Raw genomic sequence first — 22,229 nt, 5'->3', positions numbered from 1 at the left:
CGGCGGTGGGGCCACGCGGCCTCTCCACGCGCCGCTCCGCGTCGCGCGGAGCCTCGGGCCGCGCGGGACCGGAACCCACACGTCTTTCGACAAAGCATTTTGAGTGCTCCGCGTCTGCCATTCCGCCACGCCGGCCCTGACCGACTTTATCGCACGAAGAAGGGCGGGACCGACGGCCCCGCCCTTCTCGAGCGTTCAGTTCTTCGACTTGTAGACCGGCGCCGCTCCGCCGACCGCATCCCCGACCTGGTGGACGCGGATGTCGTTGGTCGAGCCGATGATCCCGGGAGGGGAACCGGAGATCACGACGACCTTGTCGCCTTCGACGGCGAGCTTGTTGCCGAGCAGGTACTCGTCCACCTGGTGGAACATCAGGTCGGTGTGCTCCACGACGTCCACGAGGGCGGTGCGGATTCCCCACGACATCGCCAGACGGCGACGGATGCCCGGCTCCGGCGTGAACGCCAGCATCGGGATGCGGGGGCGCAGCCGCGACATGCGACGGGCCGAGTCACCGGACTGGGTGAAGACGCAGATGAACTTCGCCTCGACGAACTCCGCGACCTCCTCGCCCGCCAGCGTGATGATTCCACCCTGGGTGCGCGGCTTGTTGCGCAGCGGCTGGATGCGCTCCAGTCCGTGCTCCTCGGTCGACTCGATGATGCGCGCCATGGTCTCCACGACGATCACGGGGTACTCCCCCACGCTCGTCTCGCCGGAGAGCATCACGGCGTCGGCGCCGTCGAGCACCGCGTTGGCGACATCCGAGGTCTCGGCGCGAGTGGGCACCGGACTGGAGATCATCGACTCCAGCATCTGCGTCGCGACGATCACCGGCTTGGCCTGGCTGCGGGCCAGCTCGACTGCACGCTTCTGCACGATCGGCACGGCCTCGAGCGGCAGCTCGACACCCAGGTCGCCGCGGGCGACCATGATGCCGTCGAAGGCGTCGACGATCTCCTCGAGGTTGTCGACCGCCTGCGGCTTCTCGACCTTGGCGATGACGGGGATCTTGACGCCCTCTTCAGCCATGATCTCGTGCACTCGGGTCACGTCTGCGGCATCCCGCACGAACGAGAGCGCGATGATGTCGGCCCCGGTGCGAAGACCCCAGCGCAGGTCCTCCTCGTCCTTCTCGCTCAGAGCGGGAACGTTGACGGCGACGCCAGGCAGGTTGATGCCCTTGTTGTTCGACACGGCTCCGGCGACCACGACGCGCGTGGTCACGGTGACGCCGTCGGTCTCGACGACCTCGACACGGACCTTGCCGTCATCGATCAGCAGGAAGTCACCGGGCTTGACGTCCTGCGGCAGGCCCTTGAACGTGGTGCCGCAGATCTCGCGGTTGCCGATGATGTCCTCGGTGGTGATCTTGAAGATGTCACCGACGGCGAGCTCGTAGGGGCCGTCCTCGAACCTGCCGAGGCGGATCTTCGGTCCCTGCAGGTCGACGAGCACGGCGACCGCACGGCCGGAGTCCTCGGCGGCGCGGCGCACGTTCGCGTAGTTCGCGTCGTGCACGGTGTAGTCACCGTGGCTGAGGTTCAGCCGGGCGACATCCACGCCGGCGTCGATCAGCGCGCGCACGGTCTCATAGGTGGATGTTGCGGGGCCCAGTGTGGCGACGATCTTCGCGCGTCTCAACGGCATCTCCAGGGTAGAGGGGGTATCTGATTCGGCGACGTTGCCGTCGCCAGCCTACGCGGGCTGCACACCGATCGCGACATCCGTCGGGGCCACCGGTGCAGGCAGCACCGTCGAACCCATCAGATGACGATCCATCGCCGCAGCCGCCGCGCGGCCCTCGGCGATGGCCCAGACGATCAGCGACTGTCCGCGTCCGGCGTCTCCTGCGACGAACACACCGGGAACGGTCGACTGGTAGTCGGCGTCTCGTCGAAGGGTACCGCGTTCGGTCTGCACCGGCGAGACACCCCCTTCGAATGTGTCAGCCTCAGGACCGGTGAAGCCCATGGCGATGAGCACCAGGTCCGCGGGGATCTCGCGCTCAGTGCCGCTCTTGGGGATGCGGCGCCCGTCGATGTATTCGGTCTCGGCCACGCGCAGCGCACGCACCCCGCCCTCGTCATTCATGAGGAACTCCACGGTCGAGGCGAGGAACACCCGTTCGCCGCCCTCTTCGTGCGCGGAGGACACCTCGAACACCGTCGGCATCATCGGCCAGGGCTGGTGCTCAGGACGATCGTCCCCGGGCTGGCGCCCGATCGCGAGGTTCGTGACGCTCAGCGCGCCCTGACGGTGGGCGGTGCCGATGCAGTCCGCACCGGTGTCGCCGCCGCCGATGACGATGACATGTCGGCCCTCGGCGGTGATCTGGTCGCTGACCTCGTCGCCCGCCGTCGCCCTGTTCGACTGCACGAGGTAGTCCATCGCGAAGTGCACACCGTCGGCGTCTCGCCCCGGAATCGGCAGGTCGCGCGGCACTGTGGAGCCGGTCGCGACGAGCACCGCGTCGTAGCGGGCGCGCAACTCGTCCCATCCGATGTCGGCGCCGACTTCGACACCGGCGCGGAATCGGGTTCCCTCCTCCTCCATCTGACGGAGGCGGGCGTCGACGTGCTGCTTCTCCATCTTGAAGTCGGGGATGCCGTAGCGCAGCAGACCGCCGATGCGATCGTCCCGCTCGTACACGACGACCGTGTGGCCCGCGCGCGTGAGCTGCTGCGCGGCGGCGAGCCCTGCCGGGCCGGAGCCGATCACGGCGACGGTCTTCCCGGTGAGGCGCGCCGGCGGCTGCGGCTGCACCCAGCCGCTGTCGAACGCCTGATCGGCGATGGACTGCTCGATCCGCTTGATCGTCACCGCGGGCTGGTTGATGCCCAGCACGCACGCGCTCTCGCAGGGTGCAGGGCAGAGCCGCCCCGTCCACTCCGGGAAGTTGTTCGTCGCGTGCAGCCGCTCGATCGCGGAGCGGTCCTCGCCGCGCCAGGTGAGATCGTTCCACTCCGGGATGAGGTTGCCCAACGGGCATCCCGAGTGGCAGAACGGCACACCGCAGTCCATGCAGCGGCCGGCCTGCCGGCGCAGCACGGCGCTGTCGCCCTTCTCATAGACCTCTTTCCAGTCCATGATGCGCACCGGGACGGGGCGCCGAGCAGGCAGCTCCCGCTCGGTCACCTTGAGAAAGCCCTTGGGATCAGCCACCGGTCACCTCCAGGATCCGGTGCCAGACGACGTCGCCATCGGGATCGATGCCCGACTGCTCCGCCTCCTGGCGTACGTTCTGCACCGCCGCGAAGTCGCGCGGAAGCACCTTGGTGAAGTCATCCGCGGCGGCGTCGAAGCCGTCCAGGATGCGCTGCGCGATCGGCGACGCCGTGCGCTCGACGTGCTGCACGAGCAATCCTCGAAGCAGCTCCAGATCCGCACGGTCGAGCGGTTCGAGCCTGAGCTCGCCGCTCTGCAGCGACTGCGCGTTCACCTGGGCCGTGTCGAGGCTGCGCACGTAGGCGACGCCTCCCGACATCCCGGCCCCGAGGTTGCGGCCGGTGGGTCCGAGGATGACGGCCGTTCCGCCGGTCATGTACTCGAGCGCGTGATCGCCGACGCCCTCGACGACCGCGGTCGCTCCGGAGTTGCGCACCAGGAACCGCTCGCCGACGACGCCGGAGATGAACATCTCACCGGCAGTCGCACCGTAGCCGATCACGTTGCCGGCGATGACGTTGCGCTCGGGCTCGAACGGCGCGTCGCGCGGCGGACGGATGCTGATGTCGCCGCCCGAGAGACCCTTGCCGACGTAGTCGTTCGCGTCACCCTCCAGGCGGAGCGCGATACCTGCGGGCAGGAATGCACCGAGCGACTGCCCGGCAGTGCCGTGCAGGGTGATGTCGATCGTCTCCTTCGCCAGGCCCGCCGCGCCGTATCTGCTGGTCACCTCGTGACCGAGCATCGTGCCGACGGCACGCTCGGTGTTGCGGATCGGAAGCTCGATGAGCACGGGATCGCCGTACTGCAGGGCGTCGTGCGACATCCGGATCAGTTCGACGTCGAAATGCTTCGCCAGCTCGTGGTCCTGCGAGCGACCGCTGCGGCGCGGCTCGTCGGCCGGGAACGCCGGGCCCTCCAGGATCGGAGCGAGGTCGAGACCGTCCGCCTTCCAGTGCCGGATGGCGGCATCCGTGCGCAGCAGGTCCGAGCGGCCCACGATCTCCTCGATCGAGTGGAAGCCCAATTCGGCGAGCAGCTCGCGCACCTCCTCCGCGATGAACTCCATGAAGTTCACGACGAACTCCGGCTTGCCGGTGAACCGCTCGCGCAGCACCGGGTTCTGCGTCGCGACGCCCACCGGGCAGGTGTCGAGGTGGCAGACACGCATCATGATGCAGCCGCTCACCACGAGCGGCGCGGTGGCGAAGCCGAACTCCTCCGCGCCCAGCAGGGCGCCGATGATCACGTCGCGACCGGTCTTCAGCTGTCCGTCGACCTGCACCACCACACGGTCGCGCATGCCGTTCAGCATCAGCGTCTGCTGGGTCTCGGCGAGGCCCAGTTCCCACGGCGTGCCGGCGTGCTTGAGCGAGTTCAGCGGGCTCGCGCCGGTGCCGCCGTCGTGTCCGGAGACCAATACGACGTCGCTGAGCGCCTTGGCGACTCCCGCGGCGACGGCCCCGATGCCGGACTGACTGACCAGCTTCGTGTGGATGCGCGCCTGCGGGTTGGCCCGCTTCAGGTCGAAGATCAGCTGCTTGAGATCCTCGATGGAGTAGATGTCGTGGTGCGGCGGCGGCGAGATCAGCCCGACACCCGGGGTCGCGTGGCGCGTACGCGCCACCCACGGATACACCTTGCCCGGCGGCAGCTGGCCGCCCTCGCCGGGCTTGGCGCCCTGGGCGAGCTTGATCTGGATGTCGTCCGCCTGGGTCAAGTACTGGCTCGTGACACCGAATCGGCCGGATGCGACCTGCTTGATCGCGCTGCGGCGCTCCGGATCCACCAGTCGATCGGGGTCCTCCCCGCCCTCGCCGGTGTTGGACTTCGCGCCGAGGCGGTTCATCGCGATCGCGAGTGTCTCATGCGCCTCGCGGGAGATCGAGCCGTAGCTCATCGCCCCGGTGGAGAAGCGCTTGACGATCTCGGAGACCGGCTCGACCTCGTCGATCGGCACGGGAGGCCGCTCCCCCGTGCGCAGCTCGAACAGGCCGCGCAGAGTCTTCAGCGACTTCGCCTGGTCATCGACCAGGTGCGTGTACTCGCGGAAGACGTCGTAGCGCCGCGTGCGCGTCGAGTGCTGCAGGCGGAACACCGTCTCGGGGTTGAACAGGTGCGGCGAGCCGTCCCGCCGCCACTGGTACTCACCACCGGTCCAGAGACGCTCGTGCGCGGTGGCCGCGGCGTCCTCGGGGTAGGCGTAGTCGTGACGGGCCTGGTTCTCGGCGAAGACCTCTTCGATGCCGATTCCGCCCAGGCGGGTCGTCGTGCCGGTGAAGTAGGCGTCCACCAACTCCTGGCTGAGACCGACCGCCTCGAAGACCTGCGCACCGGCGTAGGACGACACCGTCGAGATGCCCATCTTGGACATGATCTTCAGCACACCCTTGCCGAGGGCGTGGATGACGTTGTGCACGGCCTGCTCGGGCTCGACTTCGGTGATGAAACCGGTGCGCACCAGGTGCTCCACCGTCTCCATCGCGAGATACGGGTTCACGGCGGAGGCGCCGTAGCCGATGAGCGTCGCGACGTGATGCACCTCGCGCACATCACCCGCCTCGACGATCAGCCCGACCTTCATCCGATTCTCGCGCCGGATCAGGTGGTGGTGCACGGCGGCGACCATCAGCAGGGACGGCACCGGAGTGAGGTCCTTGTTCGAGTCGCGATCCGAGAGGATCAGGAACTCCGCACCGGCCTCGATCGCAGCATCCGCCTCGGCGCACATCTGCTCGAGACGCTCTGCGAGCGTGTCAGGGCCGGCGTCGAAGTGGTAGAGGCCCTTGATCGTCGCCGTCCAGCGGCCGGGGACAACTCGGTCGATGTGGCGGATCTTCGCGAGCTCGTCATTATCGATCACCGGGAAGTCGAGAGTCACGCTCTGCGCGTGCTCAGGACCCCAGCTGAGCAGGTTGCGCTCCCGTCCGAGGCCGAGGCGCAGGCTGGTGACGACCTCTTCGCGGATCGCGTCCAGCGGCGGGTTCGTCACCTGCGCGAACTGCTGCGTGAAGTAGTCGAACAGCAGGCGCGGGCGCTCGCTCAGCACGGCGATCGGAGTGTCGGAGCCCATCGCACCGATCGGCTCGGCGCCGCTCTGCCCCATCGGGGTCAGCAGGATCCGCACTTCCTCCTCGGTGTAGCCGAAGGTGCGCTGACGGCGCACGATCGACGCGGCCGGATGGATGATGTGCTCGCGGTCGGGCAGGTCCGGCAGACGCAGAGCGCCGTCGTCCAGCCATTCGCGCCAGGGATGCAGCGTGGCCAGATCGTGCTTGATCTCCTCGTCCTCGACGATGCGGCGCTGCGCGGTGTCGACCACGAACATCCGACCGGGCCGGAGCCGGCCACGGCGCTTGATGCGCTCGGGCTCGAACTCCAGCACACCGGTCTCCGAGCCGATGACGACCAGGCCGTCGGTGGTCTCGGTCCAGCGGCCGGGGCGCAGGCCGTTGCGGTCCAGCGTCGCGCCCACGAGCGTGCCGTCGGTGAAGATCAGCGCTGCGGGGCCGTCCCACGGCTCCATCTGGTGCGAGTGGTATTCGTAGAAGGCGCGAAGATCGGGATCGAGGCCGGGCTGCTTCTCCCAGGCCTCGGGCACCATCATCATGATCGCGTGCGGCAGGCTGCGCCCGGTGAGCGTGAGCAGCTCGAGCACCTCGTCGAAGGAGGCGGAGTCGCTGGCGCCGGGGGTGCAGATCGGCAGCAGCGGACGGATGTCACCGAGCAGTTCGGACTCGAGCTGGGACTGCCTGGCGCGCATCCAGTTGCGGTTGCCGCCGACGGTGTTGATCTCGCCGTTGTGGGCCAGCATCCGCAGCGGCTGCGCGAGCGGCCACGACGGGAACGTGTTGGTCGAGTAGCGGGAGTGCACGACCGCGAGCTCGGAGGCGAACCGCTCATCCTGCAGATCGGGGTAGAACGGCTCGAGCTGCAGCGTGGTGACCATGCCCTTGTACCCGAGGGTGCGCGCGGACAGCGACACGAAGTAGGCGTCGAGCTCGTGACCGGCGCGCTTGCGCAGCCGGTAGGCGATCCGGTCGAGGGCGATGCCAGAGACCCCGGAGCCCGAGACGAAGAGCTGCTCGAAGGCGGGACGTGCCTCGTCCGCCAGTTTGCCGAGGTTCTCGTTGGCGGTCGGCACCACGCGCCAGCCGAGCACCGCGAGGCCCTCTTCGCGGGCGATGCGCTCGATGCCGGCCTTCTGCTCGCGGCGGGCGCTCGACTCCCGAGGGAGGAACGCCAGGCCTGCGGCGTACTCGCCGACCGGGGGAAGCGGGAAGTCACAGGCCGCGCGGAGGAAGGCGTCGGGCATCTGTGTGAGGATTCCGGCTCCGTCACCGGTTCCCGCGTCGGAGCCGATCGCACCGCGATGCTCCAGGTTTCGCAGCGCTTCCAGCGCCAGGGCGATGATGTCGTGGCCCGGGGTTCCGCGCAGCGTGGCCACCATCGCCAGCCCGCACGCGTCCTTCTCGAACGCCGGATCGTACATCCCCTGCTTCGGGGGGTAGGCGCCGGAGGCGCCGTAGGGAGGCTGGAAGTACACCAGTCACCGTCCTCGTATCTCAGTTGACACTGCTCTCGGATGAGACCGGGGACGACGTTGGCCCGCTTTCAGTGCGATGTTTCCCCCGTGGGGCGAAGGGGCCTTATCGGGCGGTTTCTTCGACGCTCGGAGCGGTGCTGGTGGCGGTGGCTCCGGTGGTGATCTCTTCGGCGGGAGGCTCACTCACATCGACGAAGGAATCGGGGTTGTCCGATTGTACCGCAGCCTTGGGCTCACGCCCCGGCTGGTACGGCGAAGGCTCGACGCCGGGATGGCGACGGGTCTGCACGATGATGATCACGATGCCGACGACGACGCCGATGATCGCAGCCCAGACGTTGCTGCGCAGGCCGAGGATGATCTCGCTCGGATCGATGCGGATCGACTCCCACACGATGCGGCCGGCGCTGTACCAGATCAGGTAGACCGCGAACAGCTTGCCCCACTGCAGGCGCAGCGCCTTGCCCGCCCAGAGCAGGAAGATCACGCCCAGGCCGTTCCAGATCACCTCGTAGAGGAACGTGGGGTGGAACAGCGTGCCGTCGGCCAGTCCCGGCGGGAAGGCAGGGTTGGTCGACTCGATCTCGAGTCCCCAGGGCAGGTCGGTGGGCAGACCGAACAGCTCGTGGTTGAACCAGTTGCCGAAGCGGCCCATCGCCTGCGCCAGCAGGAGGCCCGGAGCCAGGGCGTCGGCGAAGGTCCAGAACCGGATGCCGGTCCACTTGCACCCCAGATACGCGCCCACGGCGCCACCGATGAGCGCGCCGAAGATGGCGATGCCACCCTCCCAGATCGCCCACACCGAGCCCGCCTCGAACGGGTTCCAGGTGTTCTTGCCCGGGCCGAAGTAGAAGTTCGGGTGGGTGAGAACGTGGAAGATCCGCGCGCCGATGATGGCCAGCGGCACCGCGAGGATCGCGATGTCGATGACGACCCATTTCTCCGCACCGCGCCTGGTCAGGCGGTAGTTGGTCAGCAGCACCGCCGCGACGATGCCCGCGATGATGCACAGCGCGTAGTAGTGGATCGTGGGGCCACCCGGCCAGACCTGGAAGGTGTTGCTCGGGGGGCTCGGGATGCTGGCGAGCACGCCGGAGAAGGTGCTGAGGGACATGAGACCGATTCTAATTGTCGAGGGAGAACTGTGCGGACGGCGTGCCCGCGACGAGGGAGCGGGTGACCTCGGCGAGGCGGTCCAGCCCGCCGTCGCGGAGGGCGCGCACCAGAGCCGTGCCGACGATCGCGCCGTCGGCGTACTCAGTGACGCCGTTCACCTGCTCGGCGTTGGAGATGCCGATGCCGACGCAGGCGTTGCCCACGCCGTGCGCCTTCAGGCGCTCGACGAGAACCCGCGCGGCACGGTCGAGCTCTGCCCGCTCACCGGTGATGCCCATGGTGGACACCGTGTAGACGAAGCCCGTCGACGAGGAGACGACGAGGTCGAGACGCTCGTCGGTCGAGGTGGGAGCGGCGAGGAAGACACGGTCCAGGCCGGTGCGCTCGCTCGCGGCGATCCACTCCCCTGCCGCCTCCGGCGTGATGTCGGGGGTGATCAGTCCCGCGCCGCCCGCGGCGAGCAGGTCGTCGGCGTAGCGGTCGACGCCGTACTGCAGCACGGGGTTCCAGTACGTCATCACCAGCACCGGCACGTCGACCTCGGCGGTGATCGCCCGCACCGCGGTGAACAGGTCGCGCATCTTGAAGCCGGCGGCCAGCGCGTGCTGGGTGGCCTCCTGGATCACGAGGCCGTCCATGACCGGGTCGCTGTACGGCGGGCCGAGCTCGATCACGTCGACGCCGTTGCGGGCGAGAGTGATCGCCGCCTGGATGCTGGTCTCCAGATCGGGATAGCCGACCGGAAGATAGCCGACGAATGCGCCGCGGCCCTCGTTGTGCGCCTTGGCGATGGCGTCCTCGACGCGGCTCATTCCGCAGCCCCTTCGTCGTAGAGGTGGAAGTACCGTGCCGCGGTGTCCATGTCCTTGTCGCCGCGCCCGGACAGGCAGATCGCGATGATGCCGTCGGGGCCGAGCTCACGGCCGATGCGCATCGCTCCGGCGAGGGCGTGAGCGGACTCGATCGCGGGGATGATGCCCTCGGTGCGGCTCAGCAGGCGCAGCGCCTGCATGGCCTCGTCATCGGTGGCGGGGATGTACTCCGCACGTCCGATGTCGGCCAGCCAGGCGTGCTCCGGGCCGACGCCCGGATAGTCGAGACCGGCGGAGATGGAGTGCGACTCGATCGTCTGGCCGTCCTCGTCCTGCAGCACGTAGGTCTTCGCTCCGTGCAGCACACCGGGGCGGCCTCGTTCGATCGAGGCAGCGTGCTGCTCGGTGTCGACGCCGTCGCCGGCCGCCTCCACGCCGTAGAGCTTCACATCGGCATCGTCGAGGAAGGCGTCGAACATGCCGATCGCGTTCGATCCGCCACCGACGCAGGCGACGACGGCGTCGGGCAGACGGCCGGCATCCGCCAGCAGCTGCTCGCGCGCCTCTTCGCCGATGATCTTCTGGAAATCGCGCACCATCGCAGGGAACGGATGCGGACCCGCCGCCGTACCGAAGATGTAGTTGGTGGTCTCGACGGTGGCCACCCAGTCTCGGTACGCGTCGTTGATCGCGTCCTTCAGGGTGCGGGAGCCCGTGGTCACGGGCACCACCTCGGCGCCGAGCAGCCGCATCCTGGCGACGTTGAGGGCCTGGCGCTCGGTGTCGACCTCGCCCATGTAGATCGTGCAGTCCAGGCCGAACAGTGCGGCCGCGGTCGCCGTGGCCACACCGTGCTGACCGGCACCGGTCTCGGCGATCACCCGGGTCTTGCCGAGGCGCTTGGTGAGCAGCGCCTGTCCGAGCACGTTGTTGATCTTGTGCGAGCCGGTGTGGTTCAGATCCTCGCGTTTGAGGAACACCCGTGCACCGCCGGCGTGCTCGGCGAAGCGCGGCACCTCGGTGAGAGCGGACGGACGCCCGGCGTACGAGCTCAGCAGCTGGGCGAGTTCGGCGCGGAACTCCGGATCGACGATCGCGGCGTGGTAGGCCTCGGTGAGCTCGTCGATCGCGGCGATCAAGGACTCGGGCATGTAACGCCCGCCGAAGTCCCCGAAGAAGGGACCGGGCTGGTCGCGCAGACTCACTGTCCGACCTCCAGGAAGCTGTTCAGGGTGGCGACGGGGTCGCCGGTCACGAGGGCCTCGCCGATCAGCACCACGTCGGCACCGGCCTGGCGGTAGCGGGCGACGTCGGCGGGCTCGAGCACCGCGGATTCGGCGATCTTGATGCGGTCGGCCGGAATGCGGTCGGCCAGTCGACCGAACAGATCGCGATCGAGCTCGAGCGTCTTCAGGTTGCGGGCGTTGATACCGATCAGCTTCGCACCGAGGTCGATTGCGACCTCGAGCTCGTCCGCGTCGTGCGTCTCGACGAGCGGGGTCATCCCCAACTCGATGATCAGCGCATAGAGCTCGTGCAGCGTCTTCACCGGGATGCCGGCGACGATCAGCAGCGCCAGGTCGGCGCCCGCGGCACGGGCCTCGAGCACCTGATACGGCGTGGCGATGAAGTCCTTGCGCAGCACCGGGAGCGAGACTCGGGCCGTGACGGCCTCGAGGTCGGCGAGGGAACCGCCGAAGCGACGCTCCTCGGTCAGCACGCTGATCGCGGATGCACCGCCCTGCTCGTAGAGCGCGGCCTGATGCGCGGGGTCGGGGATCTCGGCGAGAGCACCGCGGGACGGGCTCGCGCGCTTGACCTCTGCGATGATCTTGACCCGCTCGGCGGGAGCCAGCGCGGCGACCGCGTCACGAGCGGCGGGGCGCGCGAGTGCATCGCGCTCGACCTCGGCAAGCGACCGGGTCAGAGCGCGACGTTCAGCATCCTCGACTGCGCCGGCCGTGAGGTCGGCGAGGACCATCAGTGAGCCTTCGGCGAGTACTTGGGGCCGTTCACCCCGTAGCCGGCCTTCGCCATGATCCAGCCGACGATCGGGCCGATGACGATGACGACGACGGACGCCCACACGAGGGGCGGCTGCTCGAGGCAGAAGAACAGCGTGGCGAGACCCACGCCCGCCAGCATGATCACGACCGCGGTCCACGCGGCAGGCGAGTGTCCGTGTCCAGGGTCTGCGATCGAGTTGCTCATGTTCTTCCTCCGGGGTGGTCGGCGTACGGTCAGTCTATCGGGATCAGCGGGTCGGATCGGTGCCACGCGACAGGTCGTCCCAGGAATCGACGGCGTCGAGGGGACCCTGATGCGCGTCATGGTGGGCGTCGTCGGTGCGGTAGCGACGGCCGCCGCTCTTCCAACCGCGCGCGGTCACCGCGGTGAACACTGCGGTGAGCAGCATCAGGAACCAGCAGCAGAGCGCGATCACGGGCCAGGCGGTCGGCGTGATCGCGGCGACGATGTCGTGCAGCGCGGCATCGCCGGCAAGGCCGGTCTTCTCCGCCACCACACCCGAGACCACGGTCAGAGGCGGTGCGGCCACCAGCGGGATCGTGGCGATGATGAGCACGACCGCGGCGCCGGCCGCGAGAGCGGCGAACACGTAGCGGAGCACCCGCCCCACGATCGAGAGCGCCGCGCCGAGCGCGAGCACGGCGAGCGAGAGCGGAGCCAGCAGCACGACGGCGTCCGATCCCGCGACGAGGATCGGATCCGAGCCGTCCACGCGGGTCACGGTCAGCCAGGTCTGGGTGGCCGAGATCACGCCGATCCCCCCGGCGAGCAGGAAACCCAGCACGGCGATGAGCCGACCGCGGCCGCTCATGCCTGCTCGCCCCCGACCAGGGCGTCGAGGTCCCTGCCGTCGAAGCAGGTCCGGGTTCCGGTGTGGCAGGCTGCGCCGGTCTGATCGACCTGCAGCAGGATCGTGTCGCCGTCGCAGTCGATCTGCGCACCCCGCACGGACTGGATGTTGCCGGAGGTGTCGCCCTTGCGCCAGTACTCCTGGCGGGAGCGCGACCAGTACGTGGCCCGTCCTGAGGTGAGCGTGCGGCGCAGCGCCTCTGCATCCACCCAGGCCAGCATCAGCACCTCGCGGGTGTCCCACTGCTGCACGATGACGGGAGCGAGCCCATCGGCGTTCCACGCCACGGTCGAGATCTGCTCTTCGACAATCACCGAACCACCACACCCTCTTCGCGGAGCGCGTCCTTGACCTGCCCCACGGTCAGCAGACCGCTGTGGAAGACGCTGGCGGCGAGCACGGCATCCGCACCCGCCGTGATCGCCGGCGGGAAGTCGGAGACGCGACCGGCGCCGCCGGAGGCGATCACCGGCACCGAGGCGACCTCGCGCATCAGCCTGATCAGCTCCAGGTCGAAACCGTCCTGTGTGCCGTCCGCGTCGATCGAGTTCACCAGCAGCTCGCCCGCACCTCGTTCCGTGGCCTCGCGGGCCCAGAGCGCGGCGTCCAGCGTCGTCTCGGTGCGGCCGCCGTGCGTGGTGACGATGAAGCCCGACGGCGCGCCCTCGGCGCGCTTCACGTCGAGCGAGAGCACGAGCACCTGCGCGCCGAAACGGTCCGCGATCTCGTCGATCAGGTCCGGTCGCGCGATCGCGGCGGAGTTCACGCCGACCTTGTCGGCCCCCACGCCGAGCAGACGGGCGACATCCTCGGTGGAGCGCACTCCTCCCCCGACGGTCAGCGGCACGAACACCTGCTCGGCGGTGCGCTGCACCACGTCGTAGGTCGTGGCCCTGGCATCCACCGTCGCGGTGACGTCGAGGAAGGTGATCTCGTCTGCGCCCTGCGCGGCGTAGTGCGCGGCCAGTTCGACGGGGTCGCCCATATCGCGCAGGTTCTGGAAGTTGACACCCTTCACGACACGGCCGGCGGCCACGTCCAGGCACGGGATGACGCGGGACGCCAGCGTCATCAGAGCCTCGCTGCGTGGATCGCAGTGACCAGGATCGCCCGCGCACCGAGGGCGTACAGGTCGTCCATCACCTGGTTCATGCCCTTGCGCGGGATCATCACGCGCACGGCCACCCACTCCGGGTCGCGCAGCGGCGAGATCGTCGGCGACTCACGTCCGCCGGCGATAGCTGTGGCCTGGTCGACGAGACCGGCCGGCAGGTCGTAGTCCAGCAGCACGTAGCGCCGTGCCACCATCACGCCCCGAAGGCGGCGAAGCAGGCGGTCGGTGCCGTCGGCGTCACCGGGCCGGCTGATCAGCACGGCCTCGGACTCGATGATGACCGGTCCGAAGATCTCCAGTCCGGCCTGACGCAGCGTGGTGCCGGTCTCGACCACATCGGCGATCACGTCGGCGACACCGAGCCGCACCGCCGACTCGACGGCGCCGTCCAGCGGCACCAGCACGGCGTTCACGCCGTTCTCGCGCAGGAAGTCATCGACCAGCCCCGGGTAGGCGGATGCCACGCGCACGCCCTCGAGGTCCTGGACGCTGGAGTACCTGCCAGGAGGGGCGGCGAAGCGGAAGGTCGAGCGGGCGAAACCCAGCTGCTCGATCTCGCGGGCATCCTCCTGCCGCACGTCGCGCAGCAGGTCGCGCCCGGTGATGCCCACGTCGAGGGCGCCGGATGCCACATAAGTGGCGATGTCGCGGGGGCGAAGGTAGAAGAACTCGACGTCGCTGTCGGCGTCGATCACGTGCAGTGTCTTGGGGTCACGACGACCGGTGTAACCGGCCTCCGCGAGCATCTCGGCCGCTGTCTCAGACAGCGAGCCCTTGTTCGGTACGGCGATGCGGAGCATGGGGATCCTTCGAGTCGAACGGTCTGTTTCGGACGCGTTCAGAGATGTCGGTAGACATCCTCGAGGCTCAGGCCCTTCGCGAGCATCATCACCTGCAGGTGGTACAGGAGCTGGGAGATCTCCTCGGCCGCCTCTTCCTTGGACTCGTACTCGGCAGCCATCCAGACCTCGGCCGCCTCTTCGACGACCTTCTTGCCGATCGCATGCACGCCGCGGTCGAGCTGCGCGACCGTACCCGATCCTTCAGGACGGGTCTTCGCCGTCTCGGTCAGCTCGGCGAACAGCTCGTCGAAAGTCTTCACGCTTCAAGGCTAGCGGCTCGAGCCCGGTCGCGAAGACCTGTGACGGCGGCCTCGACGTCTTCCGCGCCGTAGACGGCCGAGCCGGCGACAAAGGTGTCGGCGCCTGCCTCCGCCGCCTGCGCGATGGTTGCCTCGGAGATGCCACCGTCGACCTGCAGCCAGACGTCGGAGCCGCGACGGCGGGCCTCGTCGCGCAGCGCGCGGAGCTTCGGCATGGTCTCGGGCATGAATCCCTGACCGCCGAAGCCGGGCTCGACGGTCATCACGAGGATCTGATCGAACTCATCGAGGATGTCGTACAGCGGCTCGCCCGCTGTGCCCGGCTTGATCGCCACGCCGGCGCGGGCGCCGATCGCGCGCAGCCGGCGTGCGAGCGCCACCGGATCGGATGCCGCCTCCAGGTGGAAGGTGACGCTCGCGGCACCGAGCTCCGCATAGCCGGGGGCCCAGCGCTCGGGGTCAGTGATCATCAGGTGCACATCGAGCGGGATCGGGCTGGTGGCCTGGACGCGCTCCACCATCTGCGGCCCGAAGGTGAGGTTCGGCACGAAGTGGTTGTCCATGACGTCCACGTGCGCGAAGTCCGCGCTGGCGATGCGCGCGAGCTCGGTCTGCATGTTGACGAAGTCGGCGGCGAGGATGCTGGGGTTGATGCGCGGGTTCATCGTTTCTCACCTTCTGGAGCGCGCTGCAGCAGCGCGAGGAACATGGCGTCGGTGCTGTGCCGGTGCGGCCAGAGCTGCACGCGGCCGGTGCCGTCATCGGCGAGGTCGATCCGGGATCGCGCGACATCGGACAGCACCGCGCGGGCATCGAGCTCGGTCAGGTCGTCCCGGTCGCGAAGCACCTCGGACACCACACCGGTGGTCTCCGCGAGATGCGGCGAACACGTGACGTACGCCACGACCCCGCCTGGCGCGAGGGCGTCCACCGCCGCGGTGAGCAGCTCGGTCTGCAGGGCGACCAGCTCTGCGACATCAGCGGGGGTCTTCCGCCAGCGCGCCTCGGGACGTCGGCGCAGCGCGCCGAGGCCCGTGCACGGCGCGTCGACGAGGATGCGGTCGAACGCGCCCGGGCGGGATGCTGCGAGTGCACGCCCGTCCTCCTCGTGCACGACCACGTCACCGGGCACCGCGCGCAGCGCGTTGCGCACCAGGCCCGCCCGTGCCGGGACGACCTCGTTGGCCTCCAAGACGACGCCGTGCTCGCGGGCGATCGCGGCGAGCAGTGCGGTCTTGCCGCCGGGGCCGGCGCACAGGTCGAGCCACTGCTCGCCCTCAGCGATCGGACGCACGCCGGCCAGAGCCAGCGCCACGAGCTGCGAGCCCTCATCCTGCACGCGCACCGTGCCAGCGGCATCGGCCACCACGCGATGCGGGTCGCCGCCGGGCGACCCGAACGCCGTCGGTGCGTACGGACGGCGCGGTTCGCCGGGTTCGGCCAGGCCCGGCAGCGCGACGAGGGTGACCTCGGGCGAGGCGTTGTCGGCGGCCAGCATCGCGTCGAGCTCGTCCTCACGCCCCTCCGCGGCCAGAGCGCGGCGCAGGGCGCGGATGATCCACACCGGATGCGCGGTGCGCAGTGAGAGCCTTTCGTCGTCGGAGCGCGCGGCCTGTTCGATGATGCGCTGCCAGGCCCCGGGCGTCTCCCGGCCGATACGCCGCAGCACGGCGTTGGCGAAGCCCGCCGCGCCCCTGCCCTGGGCGGTCGCGACGAGATTCACCGACTCGTTCACAGCCGCGTGGCCGGCGACGCGAGTGGACAGAAGCTGATGGGCGCCGAGACGCAGGGCGTCGAGCACGGCCGGATCGATCTCGGATGCCGGCCTGCCCGCGGCCGCCGCGATGATCGCGTCGTAAGTGCCCCGCTTGCGCAGGGTGCCGTAGGTGAGTTCGGTGGCGAGGGCGGCATCCTTCTGGTCGAGGCCCGCCTCGGCGATGCTGGCGGGAAGCAGCAGGTTCGCGTACGCGTCGTCCTCGGTGACGGCCCTCAGCACGCCGTAGGCGACGGCGCGAGCGGGCTGCACTGTCCGGTCGGGTCCGCGGCCGGCAGTGGATCGCTGCGGCCGGCGTCCGCGCTGGGGGCGGCGCTCCTGGCCGCTCATGCGCCGGCCCGCAGCGTCTCGTCACGCTGACCGCGCCACCAGTCGGCGGCGGGCATGGCGCCCTTGCCGGCCGGCTGCACCCGGGTGACGGCGAGCGGCGTCGTGCCGGTGCCGATCAGGATGCGGCGTTTCTCCCCCACGATCCGTCCCGGTTCCAGCGGATCGGCATCGGGAGCCGGTGCGGCCTCGAGCACCTTGAGCCTGGCTCCCCCGACCTCCGTGTGCGCACCGGGCTCTGGGGTGATCCCCCGGAACCGCGCGTACACCTGCTCGCACGGGAGCGACCAATCCAGCAGGCCGTCGGCGAGGACCAGCTTCGGCGCGAAGGTCGGCTCGCCGGTCTGCGGAACGGCCTGAGCGGTGCCCGCAGCGATCCCTTCGACGACATCGGCCGTGAGCGCGGCGCCGTCGGCGGCGAGGACCTCCAGTGCGGTGGCCGCCGTGGCATCCGCGGGCAGATCCACCGGCCGCATGCCGTAGACGTCGCCGGCATCCAGCTCGGGGACGAGGCGGAACACGCTCACGCCGATCTCCGCGTCGCCGGCGATCAGCGCGCGCTGCACGGGTGCCGCGCCGCGCCAGCGCGGCAGCAGCGAGAAGTGCAGGTTGATCCAGCCGTGGTCCGGTGCCGACAGCAGTGGCTCGCGGACCAGGCCACCGAAGGCGACGATCACGCCGAGCTCGGGGCGCAGTGCAGCGATCGCCTCGGTCGCCTCGGCGTCGAGCCGGGCGGCCTTGATCACGGGGATGCCGAGCTCGTCGGCCGCCTGTGCGACAGGTGACGGCGTGAGCACGCGCTTGCGGCCGAGGGGGGCGTCGGGGCGCGTGACCACGGCGACGATGTCGTGCAGTGGCGCGAGTGCCCGCAGGGTGGGTACCGCCGCATCGGGGGTGCCGGCGAAGACGAGGCGCATGAAGGTGCTCCGGAGGGTGAGGGGCGTCAGAGGTCTGGTTCGAGGATATCGAGGTGCAGGCTCAACCCGGCCTTCCCCCGCGCCCTCCGATTGCGGGTGGCATCGCTGACGACGGCGGCGCGGAGCGTCGCGGCCACCTCGGTGCCGGCGCTGTAGCCGAAACGCACCAGCGCGCGCACCCGGCCGTCGTCGCCGACGGGGACCGGACCGAGCACGGCATCGGCCGGCAGGCCAAGAGCGCGCACCTCTTCCAAAGCCGGACGCATGACAGCGGGAAGACCGTCGAGCTGCGCGACGCGGTACATGGGCGGCATTCGCAGCGGGGCGCGTGCCTCGAGTTCGGAGCGGGCGTAGGCGGGCTGGGTCCAGGTCGCGAGAGCGCGGGCCACTGGACCGTCCACGCCGACGAGGTGCACCGGTGCCCCTGGCGCGGCGAGAGCCGCGGCGTTCGACCACCAACGCAGACAGGACTCACCGATCCGCAGCTCCGGCGCCTGCAGCATCCGCGAGCCGTCCAAGAGCACCACCGCGCGATATCCCCCGTCGGCGACCGGCTCCGCACCGCGCGTCGAGATGACCAGCGAGGGCTTGGCTGACACGCGCTCGACAGGATGCGTGCCGTCGGAGACGATGATCTGCACCCCGGGGAAGGCGCGGCCCAGCTCGTCGGCGGTGCGCTCGCTGCCGGAGGAGGCCAGGCGCACCTGCGTCGCCTGGCACACGGGGCAGTGCCAGCCGTTGGCGGATCTGCCGCACCAACCGCACACCGGCACCGCGCCCCGGCGCCGGGCGCCCAGCGGGCCACCGCAGTGCGCGCAGCGGGCAGGTGCGTGGCACTGGCCGCAGACCAGTGAGGGCGCGAAGCCGGGACGGGCGACCTGGACGAGGACAGGCCCATCCGCCGTCGCCGCCCGCGCGGCGACGAAAGCGCTGGACGGCATGCGCTGGCCGCCCTGCTCGAGCTCCTGCGGGGGGCTCAGCACCACGCGAGGCGAGGAGCGTCGGGCGGCGCGCACCTCGGCCATCCACCCGCCGTGCACGAGACGCTCGACGTCCGTGGTGCGGGTGTGACCGGCGAACAGCAGCGCACTGCCCTCCTGCTCCTGGCGCACCAGCGCGGCGTCGCGGGCGTGCGCGTATGGCGCGAGCGGCTCGGCGAGCAGCGGATCGCCGTCGTCCCAGATGACGACGACGCCGGCACGCACCGGCGCATACACCGCGGAGCGGTTTCCCACCACGACACAGGGCGCGTCGGCCAGAGTGCGCAGGAACGCCCGGTACCGATCGGGGTTCGTCTGCCGGGCGTCGAGGCGCACGACCGCATCGTCGGGCAGTAGCTCGGCGAGGGCCTCGAGCAGGCGATCCTCGTCGCGCTTGTCCGGGGCCACCAGGATCGCTGAGCGGCCCGATGCCAGCACCGAGGCGGCCACGGCCGCGAGAAGGCGCGCCGAGTGCGGCAGAGTCCCCTCCATCTCGGCGATCACCTCGACCGCGGTGCGGCTGTCGCCTGTGAGGGCCGTGTCGAGTCCGTCGTACCGCGCGATCACCGCCTCGGCGCTCTGCAACGCCTCCGCCGCGACCTCCGGCGCCGGCACGTCGGCATCCCACGCCTTCTCGACGCGCACCTGCCGCTTCGGAATCGCGAGCCGCAGCACATCGGATGCCGCGCCGGCGGCGCGATCGGCGACACGGCGCGCCAGCCGGTGCAGCTGCTCCGGCAGCACGACCACGTCGGAGACGACGCTCTCCACCTCGGCGAGAGTGCGGGAGATGTCCTGCTCGACCGCCAGGTCGACGATGTAGCCGTCCATCACGCGGCCCGCCGTGCGCAGCGGCACCTTCACGCGGACACCGACGGGCACGTCACCGAACTCGGCCGGCAGCGAGTAGTCGAACAGCCGGTCGAGCTGCGGGAGCGGCGAGTCGATCAGCACCCGCGCGATGCGCCGCGCGGTCTGGGACATCAGAGCCCTGCGGCGCGCCGCAGAGCTTCTGCGCGGTCGGTGCGCTCCCAGGTGAAGTCGGGCAGTTCACGGCCGAAGTGGCCGTAGGCGGCGGTCTGGGCGTAGATCGGACGCAGCAGGTCGAGGTCGTCGATGATCGCCTGCGGACGCAGGTCGAACACGTCGGTGATGGCACGGGTGATCGCATCATCCGAGACCTTGCCGGTGCCGAACGTCTCGACGTACAGCCCCACCGGATGCGCCACGCCGATCGCGTAGGCGACCTGGACCTCGAGGCGGTCGGCGAGGCCCGCGGCGACCGCGTTCTTCGCGACCCAGCGCATCGCGTAAGCGGCCGAGCGGTCGACCTTGGACGGGTCCTTGCCGCTGAACGCGCCTCCGCCGTGCCTGGCTGCGCCACCGTACGTGTCGATGATGATCTTTCGACCGGTGAGGCCGGCATCACCCTTCGGACCGCCGATGACGAACGGGCCCGCAGGGTTGATGTAGTACTTCAGATCGGTCGCGAGGTCGAGACCGGTCTGTGCGAGGACCGGGTCGATGACGTGCTCGCGAACCTGCGCCTTGAGCTCGTCCTGCGTGATGTCGGGCAGGTGCTGCGTGGAGAGCACGACCGCGTCGACGGTCTTCGGCGTGAAGCCCTCGTAGCCGAGCGTGACCTGCGTCTTGCCGTCGGGGCGCAGGAAGGGCAGCGCGCCCGAGCGGCGCACCTCGGACAGCCGCTCCGCGATGCGGTGCGCAGTCCATGCCGCCATCGGCATGAGCTGGGGGGTCTCGTTGGTGGCGAAGCCGAACATGATGCCCTGGTCGCCGGCGCCGAGCGCGTCGCGCGGGTCCACGGAGCCGCCGTCGCGGGTCTCGGCAGCCTGGTCGACGCCGTGTGCGATGTCGGTGGACTGTTCGCCCACGGAGATGCTCACGCCGCAGGACGAACCGTCGAAGCCGGTGGCGCTCGAGGTGTAGCCGATGCCGTTGACCACATCGCGGACGATGGTCGGGATGTCGACGTAGCCCTCGGTGCGGATCTCACCGGCCACATGCACGAGACCCGTGGTGACCAGGGTCTCGACGGCGACGCGCGAGTCGCGGTCGACGGCCAGCAGGCCGTCGAGGATGCTGTCCGAGATCTGGTCGCAGATCTTGTCGGGGTGCCCCTCGGTGACGGACTCGGACGTGAACAGGCGCAGCGCGCTCATCGGTGCTCCAACGGTTTCGGCGGTATCAGGCCAGTATGCAGGGAGCCGCCGACATCCCACGACGGGATGACGGCGGCTCTCCTGTCGGCTCACTCGGCGTGACGGATGCGGAGCTTGTCCTCGTTGATCTCGTGCAGCGCGATCGTGAGGGGCTTGTCCTCGACCGACGAGTCGACGAGCGGCCCGACGTTGTCGAACAGGTTCCCCTCGTGCAGGTCGGAGTAGTAGTCGTTGATCTGGCGCGCACGCTTGGACGCGTAGATGACCAGCTCGTACTTGGAGTCGACACGATCCAGCAGATTGTCGATGGGGGGATCGATGATGCCCTGGTTGTTACCGGCCACAGTGGGACCTCCTGATCGGGCGACGTTGTCGTGGATGCGACGTGTCGCGAAGTTGATGGGCGGGCGCGCTCAAGCGCTCAGCGCGCGACAGCCGCAGTCAAGTCTACGACCTCCTGCGCCGCGGTGGCGACGTCCTCGTTCACGACGCGATAATCGAACTCGTTCTGGGCGGCCAACTCGGCCTTCGCGGTGCGCAGCCGGCGGGCCCGTTCCTCGGCGTCCTCGGTGCCGCGGCCGACGAGCCGGTTCACCAGTTCGTCCCAGGACGGCGGCAGCAAGAACACCAGCGTCGCAGAGGGCTCCGCGGCACGCACCTGACGCGCGCCCTGCAGGTCGATCTCGAGCAGCACCGTCCGTCCCTCGGCCAGCGCCGCGTCCACCGGGCCGCGCGGAGTGCCGTAGCGGTACTTGTTGTGCACCGTGGCGTGCTCGAGCAGCTGGTCCTCGGCGATCAGCCGGTCGAACTCGGCATCGTCGACGAAGAAGTAGTGCACCCCGTCGATCTCGCCGGGTCTCGGCGATCGGGTTGTCGCCGAGACCGACAGGTGGATCTGCGGATGATGCGCGCGAATGTGCGCGGCGACGGTGCCCTTGCCCACCGCAGTGGGACCGGCCAGCACCAGCAGCCTGCTGCGTCCCGCGCGCGGAACATGCACCGGGAACCGGCTGTCCAGCCACCGAGAGAGGTCGGCGACCTGGCGCACGCCGAGCCCGCCGAGCCTCTTGACCGGGGCGATGTGCAGATCCGCCAGGATCTGGTCGCGCTTGCCCGCGCCGATGGCGGGCAGCGCGATCAGGAAGTCGGTGATCCGCAGCGACCCGGCGACGGATGCCGCGTCGTCCAGCGCGCGGCGCAGCACGTCCTGCGGCGTCACCACGCGCATGGCGAGATCGCGCTTCAGAGAGGCGCGCGCCCGGCGTCGCTCGACGGCGCGGCGGGCGGCCGCACTCCGATCGACCTCGGGCATCGA

Annotated in this window: 20 protein-coding genes; all 20 read right to left on the bottom strand. The window is 69.8% G+C overall.

From position 1 onward, the window contains the following. Positions 1–195: 195 nt before the first annotated feature. Positions 196–1,644 carry a pyruvate kinase gene (gene pyk, locus ACFVDO_RS02360; RefSeq protein WP_378857191.1) on the bottom strand — a complete coding sequence of 483 codons (1,449 nt, stop codon included), beginning with the start codon at positions 1,642–1,644 and terminating at the stop codon, positions 196–198. A gap of 54 nt (positions 1,645–1,698) precedes the next feature. Then, entirely contained in the window at positions 1,699–3,165 is a 1,467-nt protein-coding gene (locus tag ACFVDO_RS02355) for a glutamate synthase subunit beta (RefSeq protein ID WP_378857193.1), read from the bottom strand. Continuing rightward, entirely contained in the window at positions 3,158–7,660 is a 4,503-nt protein-coding gene (gltB, locus tag ACFVDO_RS02350; protein WP_378857336.1) for a glutamate synthase large subunit, read from the bottom strand. The genes ACFVDO_RS02355 and gltB overlap by 8 nt, the downstream gene beginning before the upstream one ends. A 157-nt stretch (positions 7,661–7,817) precedes the next feature. Then, positions 7,818–8,828, bottom strand: coding sequence for a prolipoprotein diacylglyceryl transferase (gene lgt / locus ACFVDO_RS02345; protein ID WP_378857195.1), 1,011 nt, complete (start codon positions 8,826–8,828; stop codon positions 7,818–7,820). A 10-nt stretch (positions 8,829–8,838) separates the two neighbouring features. Continuing rightward, positions 8,839–9,642, bottom strand: coding sequence for a tryptophan synthase subunit alpha (gene trpA / locus ACFVDO_RS02340; protein WP_378857197.1), 804 nt, complete (start codon positions 9,640–9,642; stop codon positions 8,839–8,841). Then, positions 9,639–10,847 carry a tryptophan synthase subunit beta gene (gene trpB / locus ACFVDO_RS02335; protein ID WP_378857199.1) on the bottom strand — a complete coding sequence of 403 codons (1,209 nt, stop codon included), beginning with the start codon at positions 10,845–10,847 and terminating at the stop codon, positions 9,639–9,641. Before trpB ends, trpA begins: the two co-directional genes overlap by 4 nt. Beyond that, positions 10,844–11,623, bottom strand: coding sequence for an indole-3-glycerol phosphate synthase TrpC (gene trpC / locus ACFVDO_RS02330; protein WP_378857201.1), 780 nt, complete (start codon positions 11,621–11,623; stop codon positions 10,844–10,846). The genes trpB and trpC overlap by 4 nt, the downstream gene beginning before the upstream one ends. Beyond that, complete coding sequence (locus tag ACFVDO_RS02325) at positions 11,623–11,853, bottom strand: DUF6704 family protein (protein WP_378857202.1); 231 nt, start codon at positions 11,851–11,853, stop codon at positions 11,623–11,625. Before ACFVDO_RS02325 ends, trpC begins: the two co-directional genes overlap by 1 nt. Before the next feature lie 43 nt (positions 11,854–11,896). Next, positions 11,897–12,481, bottom strand: a complete 585-nt coding sequence (locus ACFVDO_RS02320; RefSeq protein WP_378857203.1) for a Trp biosynthesis-associated membrane protein — start codon at positions 12,479–12,481, stop codon at positions 11,897–11,899. After that, positions 12,478–12,834 (bottom strand): phosphoribosyl-AMP cyclohydrolase, encoded by a 357-nt coding sequence (gene hisI / locus ACFVDO_RS02315; protein WP_378857204.1) that lies wholly within the window; start codon positions 12,832–12,834, stop codon positions 12,478–12,480. Before hisI ends, ACFVDO_RS02320 begins: the two co-directional genes overlap by 4 nt. Beyond that, complete coding sequence (gene hisF, locus ACFVDO_RS02310) at positions 12,831–13,592, bottom strand: imidazole glycerol phosphate synthase subunit HisF (RefSeq protein ID WP_378857206.1); 762 nt, start codon at positions 13,590–13,592, stop codon at positions 12,831–12,833. The genes hisI and hisF overlap by 4 nt, the downstream gene beginning before the upstream one ends. Beyond that, entirely contained in the window at positions 13,592–14,434 is an 843-nt protein-coding gene (gene hisG, locus ACFVDO_RS02305) for an ATP phosphoribosyltransferase (protein WP_378857208.1), read from the bottom strand. The genes hisF and hisG overlap by 1 nt, the downstream gene beginning before the upstream one ends. Positions 14,435–14,472: 38 nt before the next feature. Continuing rightward, on the bottom strand, positions 14,473–14,736 hold the full coding sequence (locus tag ACFVDO_RS02300) for a phosphoribosyl-ATP diphosphatase (protein WP_378857210.1): 264 nt from the start codon (positions 14,734–14,736) through the stop codon (positions 14,473–14,475). Continuing rightward, complete coding sequence (gene rpe, locus ACFVDO_RS02295) at positions 14,733–15,401, bottom strand: ribulose-phosphate 3-epimerase (protein WP_378857212.1); 669 nt, start codon at positions 15,399–15,401, stop codon at positions 14,733–14,735. Before rpe ends, ACFVDO_RS02300 begins: the two co-directional genes overlap by 4 nt. Next, a complete protein-coding gene (locus ACFVDO_RS02290; protein WP_378857214.1) occupies positions 15,398–16,840 on the bottom strand; it encodes an RsmB/NOP family class I SAM-dependent RNA methyltransferase in 1,443 nt (480 codons plus the stop codon). The genes rpe and ACFVDO_RS02290 overlap by 4 nt, the downstream gene beginning before the upstream one ends. Beyond that, entirely contained in the window at positions 16,837–17,754 is a 918-nt protein-coding gene (gene fmt, locus ACFVDO_RS02285; protein WP_378857216.1) for a methionyl-tRNA formyltransferase, read from the bottom strand. Before fmt ends, ACFVDO_RS02290 begins: the two co-directional genes overlap by 4 nt. Before the next feature lie 26 nt (positions 17,755–17,780). Further along, a complete protein-coding gene (locus ACFVDO_RS02280) occupies positions 17,781–19,718 on the bottom strand; it encodes a primosomal protein N' (RefSeq protein ID WP_378857218.1) in 1,938 nt (645 codons plus the stop codon). Then, a complete protein-coding gene (gene metK, locus ACFVDO_RS02275) occupies positions 19,718–20,914 on the bottom strand; it encodes a methionine adenosyltransferase (protein ID WP_378857220.1) in 1,197 nt (398 codons plus the stop codon). Before metK ends, ACFVDO_RS02280 begins: the two co-directional genes overlap by 1 nt. An 89-nt stretch (positions 20,915–21,003) precedes the next feature. Further along, positions 21,004–21,258 (bottom strand): DNA-directed RNA polymerase subunit omega, encoded by a 255-nt coding sequence (rpoZ, locus tag ACFVDO_RS02270; protein WP_116242108.1) that lies wholly within the window; start codon positions 21,256–21,258, stop codon positions 21,004–21,006. Positions 21,259–21,335: 77 nt separating this feature from the next. Then, positions 21,336–22,226, bottom strand: a complete 891-nt coding sequence (gmk, locus tag ACFVDO_RS02265) for a guanylate kinase (protein ID WP_378857338.1) — start codon at positions 22,224–22,226, stop codon at positions 21,336–21,338. Positions 22,227–22,229 lie beyond the last annotated feature (3 nt).

The organism is Microbacterium sp. NPDC057741, from assembly GCF_042798735.1.
Classification (GTDB): Bacteria; Actinomycetota; Actinomycetes; order Actinomycetales; family Microbacteriaceae; genus Microbacterium.
Note: the sequence above shows the minus strand (reverse complement) of the source record. Positions and strands in the feature narration are given on the sequence as shown.